The organism is Paraburkholderia sp. A3BS-1L (genome assembly GCF_051125215.1).
Classification (GTDB): Bacteria; Pseudomonadota; Gammaproteobacteria; order Burkholderiales; family Burkholderiaceae; genus Paraburkholderia.
The window spans coordinates 378,516-391,276 of sequence record NZ_CP120444.1; the positions used below are offsets into that span (position 1 = coordinate 378,516).

The 12,761-nt window shown below is 62.9% G+C and carries 13 protein-coding genes and 2 pseudogenes; 7 read left to right on the forward strand and 8 right to left on the reverse strand.

The annotated features are described in order from the left end of the window. Positions 1 to 19: 19 nt before the first annotated feature. Positions 20 to 844 (forward strand): IclR family transcriptional regulator, encoded by an 825-nt coding sequence (locus P5W99_RS26830; protein ID WP_421027818.1) that lies wholly within the window; start codon positions 20 to 22, stop codon positions 842 to 844. 77 nt (positions 845 to 921) lie between these two features. Further along, a pseudogene (locus tag P5W99_RS26835) lies at positions 922 to 1,198 on the forward strand (type VI secretion system baseplate subunit TssF); the annotation flags it as partial. Positions 1,199 to 1,464: 266 nt separating this feature from the next. Here P5W99_RS26835 and P5W99_RS26840 read toward each other — a convergent pair. The 4 genes from P5W99_RS26840 to P5W99_RS26855 all read right to left on the reverse strand — a co-directional run bounded on the left by P5W99_RS26840 (position 1,465) and on the right by P5W99_RS26855 (position 4,223). Beyond that, entirely contained in the window at positions 1,465 to 1,950 is a 486-nt protein-coding gene (locus tag P5W99_RS26840; RefSeq protein WP_421027819.1) for a hypothetical protein, read from the reverse strand. Further along, positions 1,889 to 2,332 (reverse strand): hypothetical protein, encoded by a 444-nt coding sequence (locus tag P5W99_RS26845; RefSeq protein WP_421027820.1) that lies wholly within the window; start codon positions 2,330 to 2,332, stop codon positions 1,889 to 1,891. The genes P5W99_RS26840 and P5W99_RS26845 overlap by 62 nt, the downstream gene beginning before the upstream one ends. Before the next feature lie 194 nt (positions 2,333 to 2,526). After that, positions 2,527 to 4,002: an amidase gene (locus P5W99_RS26850; protein ID WP_421027821.1), complete on the reverse strand. Its 1,476-nt coding sequence runs from the start codon at positions 4,000 to 4,002 to the stop codon at positions 2,527 to 2,529. Further along, a complete protein-coding gene (locus tag P5W99_RS26855) occupies positions 3,999 to 4,223 on the reverse strand; it encodes a hypothetical protein (RefSeq protein WP_421027822.1) in 225 nt (74 codons plus the stop codon). Before P5W99_RS26855 ends, P5W99_RS26850 begins: the two co-directional genes overlap by 4 nt. Positions 4,224 to 4,366: 143 nt before the next feature. Between P5W99_RS26855 and P5W99_RS26860 the strand changes: the two genes are divergently transcribed. Both P5W99_RS26860 and P5W99_RS26865 read left to right on the forward strand, forming a co-directional pair. Then, a complete protein-coding gene (locus P5W99_RS26860) occupies positions 4,367 to 5,287 on the forward strand; it encodes a LysR family transcriptional regulator (RefSeq protein ID WP_434665192.1) in 921 nt (306 codons plus the stop codon). Positions 5,288 to 5,620: 333 nt separating this feature from the next. Continuing rightward, a complete protein-coding gene (locus P5W99_RS26865; RefSeq protein ID WP_434665195.1) occupies positions 5,621 to 7,456 on the forward strand; it encodes a diguanylate cyclase in 1,836 nt (611 codons plus the stop codon). Here P5W99_RS26865 and P5W99_RS26870 read toward each other — a convergent pair. Continuing rightward, positions 7,446 to 7,664 carry a hypothetical protein gene (locus tag P5W99_RS26870; RefSeq protein WP_421027825.1) on the reverse strand — a complete coding sequence of 73 codons (219 nt, stop codon included), beginning with the start codon at positions 7,662 to 7,664 and terminating at the stop codon, positions 7,446 to 7,448. The genes P5W99_RS26865 and P5W99_RS26870 overlap by 11 nt on opposite strands. Positions 7,665 to 7,704: 40 nt before the next feature. Next, a pseudogene (locus P5W99_RS26875) lies at positions 7,705 to 8,062 on the reverse strand (YSC84-related protein); the annotation flags it as partial. 148 nt (positions 8,063 to 8,210) lie between these two features. Here P5W99_RS26875 and P5W99_RS26880 point away from each other — a divergent pair. Further along, the gene (locus P5W99_RS26880; RefSeq protein ID WP_421027826.1) at positions 8,211 to 8,624 is read left to right on the forward strand and encodes a hypothetical protein; all 414 of its coding nucleotides are present in this window, start codon (positions 8,211 to 8,213) and stop codon (positions 8,622 to 8,624) included. Positions 8,625 to 8,745: 121 nt separating this feature from the next. Here the strand turns inward: P5W99_RS26880 and P5W99_RS26885 are convergent, their stop codons facing one another. Continuing rightward, complete coding sequence (locus P5W99_RS26885; RefSeq protein WP_421027827.1) at positions 8,746 to 8,889, reverse strand: hypothetical protein; 144 nt, start codon at positions 8,887 to 8,889, stop codon at positions 8,746 to 8,748. A 291-nt stretch (positions 8,890 to 9,180) separates the two neighbouring features. Here P5W99_RS26885 and P5W99_RS26890 point away from each other — a divergent pair, with 291 nt between their 5' ends. Further along, the gene (locus tag P5W99_RS26890) at positions 9,181 to 9,951 is read left to right on the forward strand and encodes a hypothetical protein (protein ID WP_434665199.1); all 771 of its coding nucleotides are present in this window, start codon (positions 9,181 to 9,183) and stop codon (positions 9,949 to 9,951) included. 174 nt (positions 9,952 to 10,125) lie between these two features. Here P5W99_RS26890 and P5W99_RS26895 read toward each other — a convergent pair whose 3' ends face one another. Further along, a complete protein-coding gene (locus P5W99_RS26895) occupies positions 10,126 to 11,139 on the reverse strand; it encodes an AraC family transcriptional regulator (RefSeq protein ID WP_421027829.1) in 1,014 nt (337 codons plus the stop codon). A 364-nt stretch (positions 11,140 to 11,503) separates the two neighbouring features. On the opposite strand from P5W99_RS26895, the gene P5W99_RS26900 reads away from it, so the two are divergent. Then, a complete protein-coding gene (locus P5W99_RS26900) occupies positions 11,504 to 12,748 on the forward strand; it encodes a dienelactone hydrolase family protein (RefSeq protein WP_421027830.1) in 1,245 nt (414 codons plus the stop codon). The last annotated feature ends 13 nt before the right edge of the window (positions 12,749 to 12,761 follow it).

The following is a 12,761-nucleotide window of genomic DNA, read 5'->3' on the forward strand; positions in this document are numbered from 1 at the left end:
GCTATTTCGGGGAATTCGTATGCGCAAATCGCTGAACGCTTATTCGATGCAGGACGACACCGATCTGCGCCGCGTGAAGGAAGACGACCCATACTTTTCCGGCACCCTGGCCAAGGGCCTGCTGATCATGAAGTGCTTCGTAAGCGAGCCGCGCGCCCATGCCAACAGCGAGCTTGCGGCCCGGCTGGGACTGTCGCGCCCGACGGTTTCGAGGCTATGCCGAACGCTGCATGCGCTGGGCTTTCTCGACCACGACGAACGGCTGGACCGCTACTTTATCGGGCCCGCCGCCGTGATGCTTGCGTATCCGTACCTGATCAAGACGCCGATGCTGGCGCTCGTGCGCCCGGCCATGCAGGCGCTGGCCGATCGCGTGGAGGGCGCGGTTTCGGTCGGCGTAACGATGGATCTGGACGTGGTGTATCTGGAAACCTGCGCTTACGAGGAAGGCACGCTCAAGCGCCCCGGCGTGGGCGCGGTGAACGGCGTGCTGGAGACGGCCATGGGGCGCTCGTGGCTAGCGCAATTGACGGCGCCCGAACGGCAGGACTTCCTCAAACGCGCCCGCCAGCTTCGCCCCGAAAGCTATGCCCGCACCCACAAGCGCGCGATGGACGCCGTGGCGGGCTACGCCCAACGCGGATATGCGATCAACATGGGCGATTCGGGGCTCGGCGTGCTCGCGGTTGGCGTGGCGTCCCGAATCCATTACGGGCCGAGAAGGCTTTTGTTCAATTGCGCGGTTCCCGGCCTGCGCATGGGCGAGAAGGAACTGCACGACACGCTCGGACCTGAACTCGTGCAACTGGTCAGTCTCGCGGACAGGCAAATGGGATTGCGTTGAGGTCGGGGGCCTCGACAATATCCGCCACCCACCCCCCCCGCGCACATTCAGCATCCTGGAAATTTTTGCCTTACACGATGGATCTGCTTCCGCATTACGAAAGGGAACCAGGTCTGCTGCGCCGCTCAATCGGCGTATTTGCGGAGCGCTACCCCAAGATTGCTGCCCGCCTCGGAATGGTTGGCGACCATGTCGAAGATCCCCATGTCGAACGGCTCCTGCAATCGTTCGCGCTGCTCGCCGCCCGTCTCGACAGCCGCCTCTGACGCTTATCCGGAGTTTGCCGACGCATTGCTCGACGTAGTGTTCCCCCAATATCTCCGAACGTTTCCGGCGTGCTCGATCGCCCGGTTCGACATCTCCGGCATGGACGGCGCGCTCAACGGAGCGAAGAACGTTCCCCTTTGGCGTGCTGCCCAGACCTGGCGTTGCGTCGGTGACGACAACTTCGAACGCGGCAGCATCATTCAGGTCGGTGGACCCATAATCCTCGAGCGTGTCGAACAGCAATGACGCCTGCAGCCAGGCGCCCACATCGGCACTTCTGGTTTCCTGCTGTTCATGAACGGAAGTCCGGAGTTTCTGGTATTGGTCGCGGAAATGGTCGAGGTCTTTTCCCCTCAGGCGGGCAGCATATTTCGACCAGTCGTAGGCCGTCGCCGAATCGATCTGCTTTTGCAGATCGCTTGCATGCTGGCCTCCTTCTTCTGTGCGTACGCACGAGCCTCCGACATGATTTCGTCGCGGTACTTGCCGGTGTAGGGCACGTTCGAACCGGGATTGGATACTGAACTGCTAATGCCCATTATGTTGAGCCGTCGCTGGTAACTGGGCGGCGTATTGTTCGCCGCCATCCAGGCCTGGTCGTCGTAGAACGCGTTGATCTGCGCAGCTCGCGCCGGATCGGCCCCCACCAGTGCCTTGGCACGCTGCTTCGCCAGCATCGTCTGCGCGTCCGGACTCGCCAGCGGGTTCATGACGACATCCTGCGCCTTGTACATCGTTTCGTTGCGCGACTCTACGATCGCTTTTGCCGCGTCGATGTCATGCTGCGCCCCGACCTGCAACGTCCGTTCGGTCGCGACGTAGCGGTCGAGCCACGACACGGGATCGCCCCGAAATCCGTTGAGTTCGTGGACGGTGCCAATACTGTCCCAGAGCGCCAAACAGCATCGGAGGGTGGTGTGAACCGGAAGCGTCCGTCCCGATCCGCGTCATCAGTTTTACCAGCGCCTGGCTCGCCGAGCGCGGCGAGACCTGCCGAATGGAGAGCGGATAGCGGGTGGCTTTCAGCTTCAGCCAGTCTTCCCTGTAATCGCCTTTTTCCGTACTGAACGGCTGCTTGTCGTCGGGCAGGCTGAGCTGCTTCGGATCGAAGGCCGGCAGATATTCAAGCACGTCGTCAATGGCGGCTTCGGTCGCGGTAACCGCATGCCCATGCGCATCCTCGCCACCGTCGATCCACTTCGAAGGCTCGATGTACTGCATCCGCGCCGTGCGCAGCTTCGGGTCCGATTTGTAGCGCTCAAATATTTTGGAATGCCATGCATGTTAGGAAAATGCGACATAGACTTTCCCGGTGCACCTCTTCGGCTGCTCGATGGCGATGACGTCCATCGGCAAATCCCGCATCTGGAATATGCAATGCGCATTGATAATGCCAATACCCCGCTGTTTGGGATTTACGTCCCAAGCCCCCCCGGCAAACGCCGCGTCACCCACTGCGTGGCTTGATCGTAGGCATGCGCCAGTTGCAGCACGGCAAGATCGGCGTGCGGCTTGCCGATCACCTGCAAGCCCATCGGCAGGCCCTGCGCGTTGAAGCCCGCCGGCACGCACATCACGGGCAGGCCCGCGAGCGTCCCGCCGATCACCACCTCCATCCAGCGGTGATAGGTGTCCATCGTGCGGCCCGCGACGGACTTCGGCCAGTGCTCCTTCGCATCGAACGGGAAGATCTGCGCGCTCGGCAGCACGAGGTAGTCGAAGCGCTCGAACAGCGCGAGCAGCGCGTTGTACCACTGCGTGCGCGCGACTGTGGCGTTCCACACGTCCTCGCCCGAAAGTTTCAACCCGCCCTCTACTTCCCATTGCGCCTCGGGCTTGAGCAGCGCGCGCCTGGCGGGATCGCGATACAGTGCGCCCAGCGTGCCCGCCACGGAGAAGTGGCGCAGCGTGAGCCAGCAGTCCCAGAGCTTGTCCATCGCATAGTCGGGACGCGTCGCCTCGACCTTGCAGCCAATTGATTCGAAGTCCTTGAGAGCGGTTTCGCAAAGAGCGAGCACGCCGTCTTCCATCGGCAGATAGCCGCCGTAATTGCCGAGCCAGCCGATTTTCGCGCCACCGAATTCACGCGCGAGCGGACCGGTAAATTGCGCCGGATCTTCGGCAATCGAGAGCGGCGCGCGTGCATCGTAGCCCGCCTGCGTGGAAAGCAGCATGGCCACGTCGGGCACGCTGCGGCCCATCGGCCCCGCGCAGCCAAGCTGGTTGTAAAACACGTCGACGGCAGGCACCGATGGCACGCGCCCCTGCGAAGGCCGGAAGCCGAAGATGTTGTTCCAACCCGCCGGATTGCGCAGTGAGCCCATCATGTCGCTGCCATCCGCCACCGGCAGCATGCGCAGCGCGAGCGCCACCGCCGTGCCGCCGCTGCTGCCGCCCGCGCTGCGCGTGGGATCGTAAGCGTTGAGCGTGGTGCCGAACACCGGGTTGTAAGTATGCGAACCCAGGCCAAACTCCGGCGAATTGGTCTTGCCGATGAAGATCGCACCTTGCGCGCGCATGCGTGCGGCCACGAGCGCGTCGGCCTTCGGCACTTCGTCGCGGAAGATCGGCGAGCACTGCGTGGAGGGAATCCGGGCCGTCGCGGTGAGGTCCTTGGGCGCTTGCGGAATGCCGTGCAGCCAGCCAAGGTATTCGCCGCGCGCGAGTTGCGCGTCGCGCTCGCCGGCCTCGGCCAGCAGGATGGCGCGCTCGCGCAACGAGACAATCGCGTTGGCCGGCGTGTTCACGCGCTCGATGTGGTCGAGGAAGGCGCTCATCACTTCGCGGCAGGAGACCTTGCGAAGGCGGATCCATTGCGAAAGTTCGAGCGCGCTGGCGGCGACGATTTCGCCATGCGTGGGCTGGGCGGGAGAAGGCGATGCCTGATTCATGCGTGACTTTCTTGAACGAAGGATTGTGGATGGGGACCGGAGAGCTTCATAGTTCCGCGCGATTCCAGCGCCAGCGCTAAATGCCGGCAAAGAAGGCCGCAGACGATAAAGTCATACCATTCGAGCGCATTACCGACAACGGCGGCGGCCCGTGCGCAGCGACGTTGCTCGTATTGGAAAGCCGGATTTCGAAAGATAATAGATACGCGGACAATCTCCATCAATCTCGTTGGCGTTCGGAACGTTACTCTCCGGCTAATGATCGCAGAGGACCGCCGGCGTCCTTCCAGCCGCCCCGCCCGAATTGCGACGGCTCGTGTTCTGGTGCAGAATTTCCTGCCGCCTCCCGAACAGCCGCCCCATCATGCTCCCCCGCGTCGACGAAGAGATCACCTTCCGCAAGCTCGAAGTGCTGCTCGCGTTCATGCAATGCGGCAACCTGGCCAAGGCGGCCGAGGCGCTCGACATCAGCACGGTCAGCGTCCATCGCGCGCTGCATTCGCTCGAGAAAGGCCTGCGCTGCACGCTGTTCCGTCACGAAGGCCGCAGCCTGACCCCGACCGACGCGGCCCGTGTGCTCGCCGAAGTTGCCGGCGAAGTCCTCAATACGATGATCGACGGAATCCGCGCGACGCGCGAAGCCGCAGGCTACGGCTCGGAACATCTGAAGATCGGCTCGCTGTACTCGCTGACGATCCGCGCCGTGCCCGAAATCGTCACCGTCATCAAGAGCCGGCGCCCCGATCTGCAGGCGGAGCTGATTCTCGGCTCGAACGCCGACCTGCTCGACAAGCTCAAGCGCGGCGCGATCGACGCCTCGCTCATGGCGGCTCCCTCGCATGATTCGGAGATCGAATCGATCGAGTTGTTCGAGGACGAGATTTTCTTCGCGGCGCCAATCGGCTCCGCATACGGCCAATACGACGCGATCGACCTGCGCCAGTGCCGCGACGAGCCCTTCGTTTCGTTGAGCGAGGGATTCGCGACGTCCGAAGACTTTCTCGAAGCGTTCCGCATTGCGGACTTCACGCCGAACGTCGTGATGAAAGTCAGCGACATCTTCTCGCTGATCAACCTCGTCAGTGGCGGCGTGGGCTATACGTTGCTGCCGGGCCGCGTGCGCGACCTGTTCGCGCACAAGATCATGCTGATCCCGCTATCCGCCCGGTTCAACATGCGGCAGACCATCGGCCTGAGCTTCCTGCGCCGGCGCGAGCGCGACCCGAATCTGCTCGCGCTCGCAACCGTGTGCCGGCTCACGATCAAGGATCGGCAGGCCACCTGAGCCGATCGCGCGATGCGCGCCAGGTCACGGCCCTCCCCTGTTCATTCAGATAGGTGTTTCGCACGCGCACCGTGCGCTACAGTGTGTCCCAAGGGCATACCCCGACGCCCTTATCCGGTCTCCTCGTACTTGTGCCCGCCTTGAGCGGGCATTTTTCTGCTCAGTCGGCGGCGAAATCGCGATCGGTGTGCGCGCGATGAATGCGAACATCGTACGTATTGCCCCGAAATCAGGCCGCAACCATCCGGGTTTTGGGCAAGCCGAATGTCCCAAAGGAGCATTCACGCCCGCGTTCCTTCAATTAGCCGGAAAATCAAAACGCATTAACGACCCATGCACTCGCCGCCCCCCAGGAATCATCGCTGGACATTGCAGCCGGTCACGCGCAAATCGTGGATGCGTGAATTCCTCGTCCTGCTTTCGGTGCTGGTCGCGGCGAATATCTTTATCAATGCATGGCAGTCGTGGCACGACTTCCGCGCCGCGAATCTGCAAGCCGCCCAGCGGCTCACCGCACAAACCTCGCTGGTCGCACGGCTCATCGAGGACCGTCTTCACGATCTCGACGGCATGATGTCGGCCACCGCGACGCTCGTCGACGAAGGCAAGGCCACCAACGATACGCTCGGCGATCTCACGCAAACGCTGCAGATGTCACTGGGCGAATCCCTGATTGCAGTATTCGATGCGAACGCGCGCCTGGTGGCTGCCTCGCGCCCCAACGCGCGCAACGCGATCCCCGGCTTCGACGCGATCTTCGCGCAGGTGCGGGCCGCGCCGTCCCGGCGGCTGTGGCTGCCTGTCGTGTGGGGCAACCGGGGCGCCCTCGTGGTCGCCGAAAAGCATCTCGACCAGGCCGGCCAGCTGAACGCGGTCACGATTCACCTCGTGCCGCTCGAACAGCATCTGCTGGAGAACGTGAAGCTGGTTCCCGGCACCGCGCTGCTGCTGCGCGACAACGAGCATCGCGTCGTCGCGCGCTATCCTGACGTGCAAGGGCTCGCCATCGGGCAACGGCTCACCGACGACGGGGGTACGCGCGCTGGGCCGATGGAAGGCACGGTCTATGCGCTATGGCGGCGCGACCATACCGAGCGTCTCGTTGCGGAGCAGAGGATCGGACTCGGATCGAACACAGCGTACTGGACGCTCGATCTGGGCTATGCCATCAGCACATACCGCGACAGCCTCTGGGCGAGCTTCTACATCAATCTGGGCGGCACGGCGCTGTTGCTCGTCATGCTGGGCAGCAGCTTCGTCCTGCTGGGCCGGCAAAAGGATCTCGTCGGCCACGTGCAACGCTACGCGAGCACGGTTTCCACCATCGTCGAAAATATGCCGACGCCGGTGGCCGTGGTCGATGCAAAATCGCAACGCATTCTGCTCGGCAACGACGCCCTGCTTGCCGTGTTCGGCGCGGTGGCTGACCAAGGCCAGCCGTTTGCGCGCCTGCTGGTCGACGATACAAACTGGGTGCGCATGCAGGCAGAGGACACCATGGACCCCGAACCGTTCCAGACACGTTCGGGCGTTCGCCACATGCTGGTTCACTGCACGAGACTGCCTGCACTTGCGGAGCCCGGCGACGACGATCCCCTGCTCGTGGTGCTGACCGATATCACCCATCAGCATCTGCTGCTCAAGCAATTGCAGACCGATGCGGACTTCGACCCGCTCACGGGGCTCGCCAATCGCCGCTACTTCGAAAAGGCCGCCGGGCAGGCAGTGGCGCATGCGCGGCGGCATCATCGCCCGCTTTCGGTGCTCGCGCTCGACCTCGATTATTTCAAGCGCGTGAACGACACGTGGGGCCATGCCATTGGGGACCGCGTGCTCGCGGTGACCTCGCGGGTATTCGAGCACGCGCTGCGCGAAGACGATCTTGCCGCGCGCATCGGCGGCGAGGAGTTCACCGCGATCTTGCTGGACACGCCCGAAGAGCGCGCCCGTATGGTGGCCGAACGGATTCGGCATGCGCTGCAGGACACGCCCATCGAACTCGACGATGGCGGCACGCTCACGCAGACCTGCAGCATCGGCATTGCCTGCTACGACGAAGCGGAAGACAGCCTCGAAGCCACGCTCAAGCGCGCCGATGCGGCGCTATACGCGGCGAAACATGCCGGGCGCAATCGCGTTCAACGCTGGAGCGCGGAGATCAAAAGCTGAGCGCAATCCCGAGCGAAGCGCCCGACACATTCGGGCTGTTCTTGTTCTCGTCGATGTGCCGGTTGATCGGGACTGGGCCGCCGAGCGGGGTCATGTTCAGCGCCGGGTTGCACGTGTTGCCGTTGTTAATGCCCAGCGAACTCGCGGTCTGATCCGGCGTGACCGTGTAGCTGAGCAGCGCGAGCATGGCGTTGAGGCGCTTTTTCATCTCGGGGCCGCGGGCGGCGCCCGTGAGCCGCAACTCGGCCTCACAGGTCCAGACGGGTGATCTTGGTGCCGGAGAGCGAGAGGTCGCCCATCAAGCCGCTGTTCGTCGGCACGAACACCTCGACCGGCTTGGTGGTGGTCGTGGTGTCGAGCTGGCCATTGGCGCCCATCTTCACGACCGCAGCCGATGCGTCGCCGCTCGCCGACCAGCCCTTGGAGGCGCGGAATTTGTCGAGCGCGTCCTGCGTCCTGCGTCATGAACAGATAGACCACGGCCTTCGACTGCATGCCGAGGGTCGCGCCAAGCGAAGCGGCCAAGAGGCCGTAATATCCCGTCGTGCTGCCGCCCACGCGCAGTGCGCCGTCGCCGTGCTCGCCGCCGATGCCGATGCCCGCCTGGGCTGAATCAAATCGTCGAATTGCCGCTGAAGCGGCGAATCTGGCAGCATATGGATTCGGAGCCAGCTGATCCGCCTGCGAGCCGCAAACGTGCAAAGGCGCTGCGCCGCGCTCCTCCACCGCATGCTTTGAGAGACTGGAATTCACCATGTCGAACCACGACTCGACCGGCCTGGCCAGACGGGAAACTCACCTGGGCGCCGCACTCGGCGCACTGTTGCTCGCGCTGGCATCGGTGCCCGCCTGGTCCGCGCCTGGCGACTTTCTCGAAAGCACGCCGATGCCCCAGCTCGACAAGAACGACATCGCTGCGCTCAACAGCACGGTGCACGTCGTGCTGAACACGAAGAACGACGGCGAGACCACGCAATGGGTCCGCCCCGCCACCGCCGATCGCGCCGAAGTCAGCGCGGACATCACGCCGGAGAACACCTCGATCAAGAACCGCAAAACCTGCCGGTTCGTCGCCGTGACGGTGCATGCGGGAGACCACACAGTCAAGCTGCGCCCGCAATACTGCCGAAGCACGAGCGAGGCATGGGGGCTTCAAGACGCGCAGTGAGATCACGCGCCGCGTCGCGCGGCGTCCACTGCAAGAACCAACGACTGCCGCCCGAGGCCACGTCAACCTGCATCGCCCCGGGCCAGCCCCTCTACGCAGAACATGTGCCACGGGTCCGCCATCAAGCCCCTGCGTGGTCTTCGCCGCCGCGCTCGAAGCCCACGAAGCCCTTCAACTGCGCCCCAACCAGCCCGCCGCAGTGCATGGCGCAATCGCCTTCGATATAGACGTCGGTGGTGCGTGACAGATTGTAGTCGGCCAGCAACTGGAACTATGTTGCGTTGCCGCCGCCGCGCTGGTTATTGCCGTCCTGCCCGCTTGATGGCGACCTTTCACCTCCGCATGCAAGTTTTCGTAATTCGGCATAAACCCGCTATAGGTAGTAAGGGCAATTAATTGCCCCGCGCGGCAATTCAGAAAAAGTACGCGCCTGATACTCCATCCGAAGCCATTGTTTTTGGTGCCGCGCTGCAAGAACCCGAAACGAGTCAATTGCCGTAAAATCCTGACGCCCGGCCCTGCTACTCAATAAAACTCCAGTCCAGGAATAATTGAAATGGCCATGCTCGTTCACCACCCTGCCGTCCTGTTCGTCGCACTGATCGTGCTGTTCAGTGTGGCCGCCGCTTTTGGCGCGCTCTTCATGCAGCGCGCCTTTCCGCTCTCCGACGATGCGCGCGAGAATTACAACGTCGTGCAAGGCGCAACGCTCACGCTGCTCGCGCTGCTAATCGGCTTTACGCTCTCGATGGCGGTGAGCCGCTATGACCAGCGCAAAAATTACGAGGAAGAAGAAGCGAATGCAATCGGCACCGAATACGTGCGTGCCGATCTGATCGGCGAAGCCGAGGCGCCCAGAATCAAGGCGCTGCTGGCTCAATACCTCCAATTGCGCATTGACTATTACAAAACGCGCAATGCGCACGAACTCGATGTCATTAACAACAAAACCACGGGGCTCGAGGCTCAATTGTGGGAGAACGTGCGCGGCGCAGCGCTCGCGCGGCCCACGCCGATCACGGCGTTGGCGGTGTCCGGCATGAACGACGTGCTGAATACACAAGGTTATACGCAGGCGGCCTGGCTCAATCGCATTCCGGTGTCGGCGTGGGGCTTGATGATGGCGATCGCGTTTGTCAGCAACCTCATGCAGGGTTACGGCGCACGCGGCACGACCGGCCGGCGCGTGCTGATGTTCGTGCTGCCCGTGACCGTGGCGCTTTCGCTCTCATTGATCGCCGATATCGACAGCCCGCGCGGCGGCATGATTCGCGTGGTGCCGGTCAATTTGATCAGCTTGCAGCAATCGCTGGGGCAGTTGCCCTGAATCGGCATGCGCGGCTAGCCGACAATCGGCGCGGCGCGCCGCAGCAGATCGGCAAACGAGGTCGTCTCGAAGCGCTGCATCAGCGCGGCACGGCAACGCCTGCTGAACAAACCGCTGGGTCCATTCTTGTATGTTTAAAATCGACGGGACGCTCGCAGACTGTCTGCCGATCGCTTAGCCGGAACGGTTTCGTAGCGAAACCGATGGCGATTCACCAAACATCCGCTTGTAGTCCATTGCGAACCGGCCCAGATGGGCGAACCCCCATTTGAGCGCGACGTCCGTAACGGACATCGGTTCAGCCGCCGCGCCGCGCAGTTCATCGCGCACACGCTCAAGGCGCAGCTGACGCACCCAGGCCATCGGGCTTACGCCGTGGCAATTGCGGAAGCCGGCAAACAGCGTGCTTGCACTTACGCCTGCGAACTCGGCGAGCCGTTCAATCGTCAGGGGTTCATGCAGATGCGCGCGCACGTACTCCTCAACCCGCTTCACGTAGAACGGCGCAAGCGGTCCGCGTGAGGGCCGCATGCCACTGCGCGCCGTGTTGGGCTGCCCATAGACGAGCGCGTTGAGCAAGGTCGACTCGAACTGCTCGTAGGCCAGTGGATGACGCAGCGGGTGCGCCGGATCGTTCAATGCATTCCCCAGCACCGAAAGCAGTGACAACAGGCACATCCCCGATGACGAAGCTAGTTCGAATGCAGGCTCGAACTCCACCGCTGCGTGCTCTTCGGTGCCAAAATGGCGCGCGCAGTGGCGCTCGATCGCTTCGCGCTCGATGCGCAGCACGACCTGCGGACAACGAATCCAGCGCATCCGCAAGGGCAGCGTCGGCGACACGAGCGACGCAACAGCCGGCGACGAGTCGAAACGGCGATCCCCACATTCGATTTCAGCACCGCCACTCACGGGGATCTGCAACAGGAAGAAGCTGTCGAGACGTTCGGGATCGATCGTCACGTCGCCATCGTAGTGGAGCAGATTGAGCGACAGGCTCCCGTGCCGGGCGTGATACATGCGGCTCGGCAACTGGTGTGAAGCGCCCGGCAGCGCGAGCTTGTGAGGCTTGAACACAGAGCCGACGCACTCGCGCACCTCGTTGAGGTCGCCCGATTCGAGCAACAGGGTGTCGCTGTTGAAGCAGGCCGCGCCGACCAGCACATTCGCAGCGGGAAGATGCTCCATAGAAGCGCTCCAAGAACGTTCGCGCGCACCTGATCCGTGCACGAGTTTCCCGACTCCACGAACCGTCTGAAGGAAGCGGATAGTCGCGTGGGAGATCCAGATAGTTTCCTCGCTCCGGAAGCCTCCAGCAAGCCGGGCGACGCCAAAGGCACAGGAGCTGTGCCCTCTGCCGGAAGCTGCGTACTGTAGGCCTGCCCTGCCGCGGCAGCCATCCTCAATTACCCTCGCCCGCCTGGCAGGGTTTTCCCTCGTTCCGCACGTTTTTGGATTCCGCGGATACCCGTTGAATGAAACGGATAGAGCCCATTGTTTTGTCGCAGAACACTGGGGGCATTCGAGACACAACCTTGGTGGAGAGCCCGCAATGAAAGGAAGATACATCGATATTCCCGCACCGGAAGGCGGCGTGTTCCGGGCCTACCTGGCAACTCCTGCAAGTGGCACGGGGCCGGGTATTGTGCTGTGCCAGGAGATCTTCGGCGTCAACGAGACCATGCGCGACGTGGCCGACTACTACGCCGAGGAAGGCTACACGGTGCTGGCACCCGACCTGTTCTGGCGCGTCGAACCGGGCATCGAACTCGGTTATACGGAGGCCGGCTTTGCGCGTGCGTTCGAACTCTATCAGCAATACGACGAAAACCAGGGTGTCGAAGATATCGGCGCGACGCTCGCCGTACTCCGGACATTGCCCGAATGCCGCGGCGAGACTGGTGTGCTCGGATTCTGCCTGGGCGGCAAGCTGGCCTGGCTCGCGGCCTGCCGTCTTCCCGTGGCTTGCGCAGTCAGCTACTACGGCGTGGGTATTGAGCAGGCACTGGACGAAGCGAAGAACATCAAGGGGCGCGTCGTCCTGAATATCGCGGCGCTCGATCGCTTCTGCCCGGCCGATGCGCAGCAGCAGATCACGGCCGCGCTGGGCAACAACGAAAATGTCGAAGTGTATGTCTATCCGGGCGTCGATCACGCGTTCGCCCGCAAGGGTGGTGAGCATTTTGACAAGCCCTCGGCCATGATGGCGCACGAGCGCGCGGTCGCCGCGTTTCGCAAAACGATAGGGCCGCAATACGATCTCTCTGCACTGTGGGAGGCGCACCTCGCCCACGAGTTCGCGACGCGCGACGTCGAAGCCACGATGGCGACGATGGTGGCCGAGCCCTACGTCAACCATATTCCGACGCTCACGGGCGGCGTGGGCTACACCGAGTTGAAGCGCTTTTATCGCCACCACTTCGTGCACGCCAATCCGCCCGATACGACGATCATCCCGGTTTCGCGCACCATCGGCGCAACGCAGATCGTCGACGAAACGCTGTTCTGCTTCACGCATACCACCGAGATCGACTGGATGCTGCCCGGCATTGCGCCGACGGGCAAGCGCGTCGAGATTCCGCTGCTTGCCGTGGTGAAATTCCGCGGCGACAAGCTCTACCACGAGCACATCTACTGGGACCAGGCCAGCGTGCTGGTGCAGATCGGTCTGCTCGACCCGAGTGGACTGCCCACAACAGGCGCTGATACCGCCTGCAAACTGCTTGACGAAACGCTCCCATCAAACACGCTGATGAAGCGCTGGCGGGACAGTGCCCCCGCCAACGACGCGAACTAACCGAATCATCCTC

Coding starts and splice junctions, on each gene's coding strand:
- P5W99_RS26890 (WP_434665199.1), top strand. CDS start 9,181: ATGGCCATGCTCGTTCACCACCCTGCCGTCCTGTTCGTCGCACTGATC.
- P5W99_RS26850 (WP_421027821.1), bottom strand. CDS start 4,002: ATGAATCAGGCATCGCCTTCTCCCGCCCAGCCCACGCATGGCGAAATC.
- P5W99_RS26880 (WP_421027826.1), top strand. CDS start 8,211: ATGTCGAACCACGACTCGACCGGCCTGGCCAGACGGGAAACTCACCTG.
- P5W99_RS26865 (WP_434665195.1), top strand. CDS start 5,621: ATGCACTCGCCGCCCCCCAGGAATCATCGCTGGACATTGCAGCCGGTC.
- P5W99_RS26900 (WP_421027830.1), top strand. CDS start 11,504: ATGAAAGGAAGATACATCGATATTCCCGCACCGGAAGGCGGCGTGTTC.
- P5W99_RS26870 (WP_421027825.1), bottom strand. CDS start 7,664: ATGAAAAAGCGCCTCAACGCCATGCTCGCGCTGCTCAGCTACACGGTC.
- P5W99_RS26845 (WP_421027820.1), bottom strand. CDS start 2,332: ATGCAGTACATCGAGCCTTCGAAGTGGATCGACGGTGGCGAGGATGCG.
- P5W99_RS26855 (WP_421027822.1), bottom strand. CDS start 4,223: ATGGAGATTGTCCGCGTATCTATTATCTTTCGAAATCCGGCTTTCCAA.
- P5W99_RS26895 (WP_421027829.1), bottom strand. CDS start 11,139: ATGGAGCATCTTCCCGCTGCGAATGTGCTGGTCGGCGCGGCCTGCTTC.
- P5W99_RS26830 (WP_421027818.1), top strand. CDS start 20: ATGCGCAAATCGCTGAACGCTTATTCGATGCAGGACGACACCGATCTG.
- P5W99_RS26860 (WP_434665192.1), top strand. CDS start 4,367: ATGCTCCCCCGCGTCGACGAAGAGATCACCTTCCGCAAGCTCGAAGTG.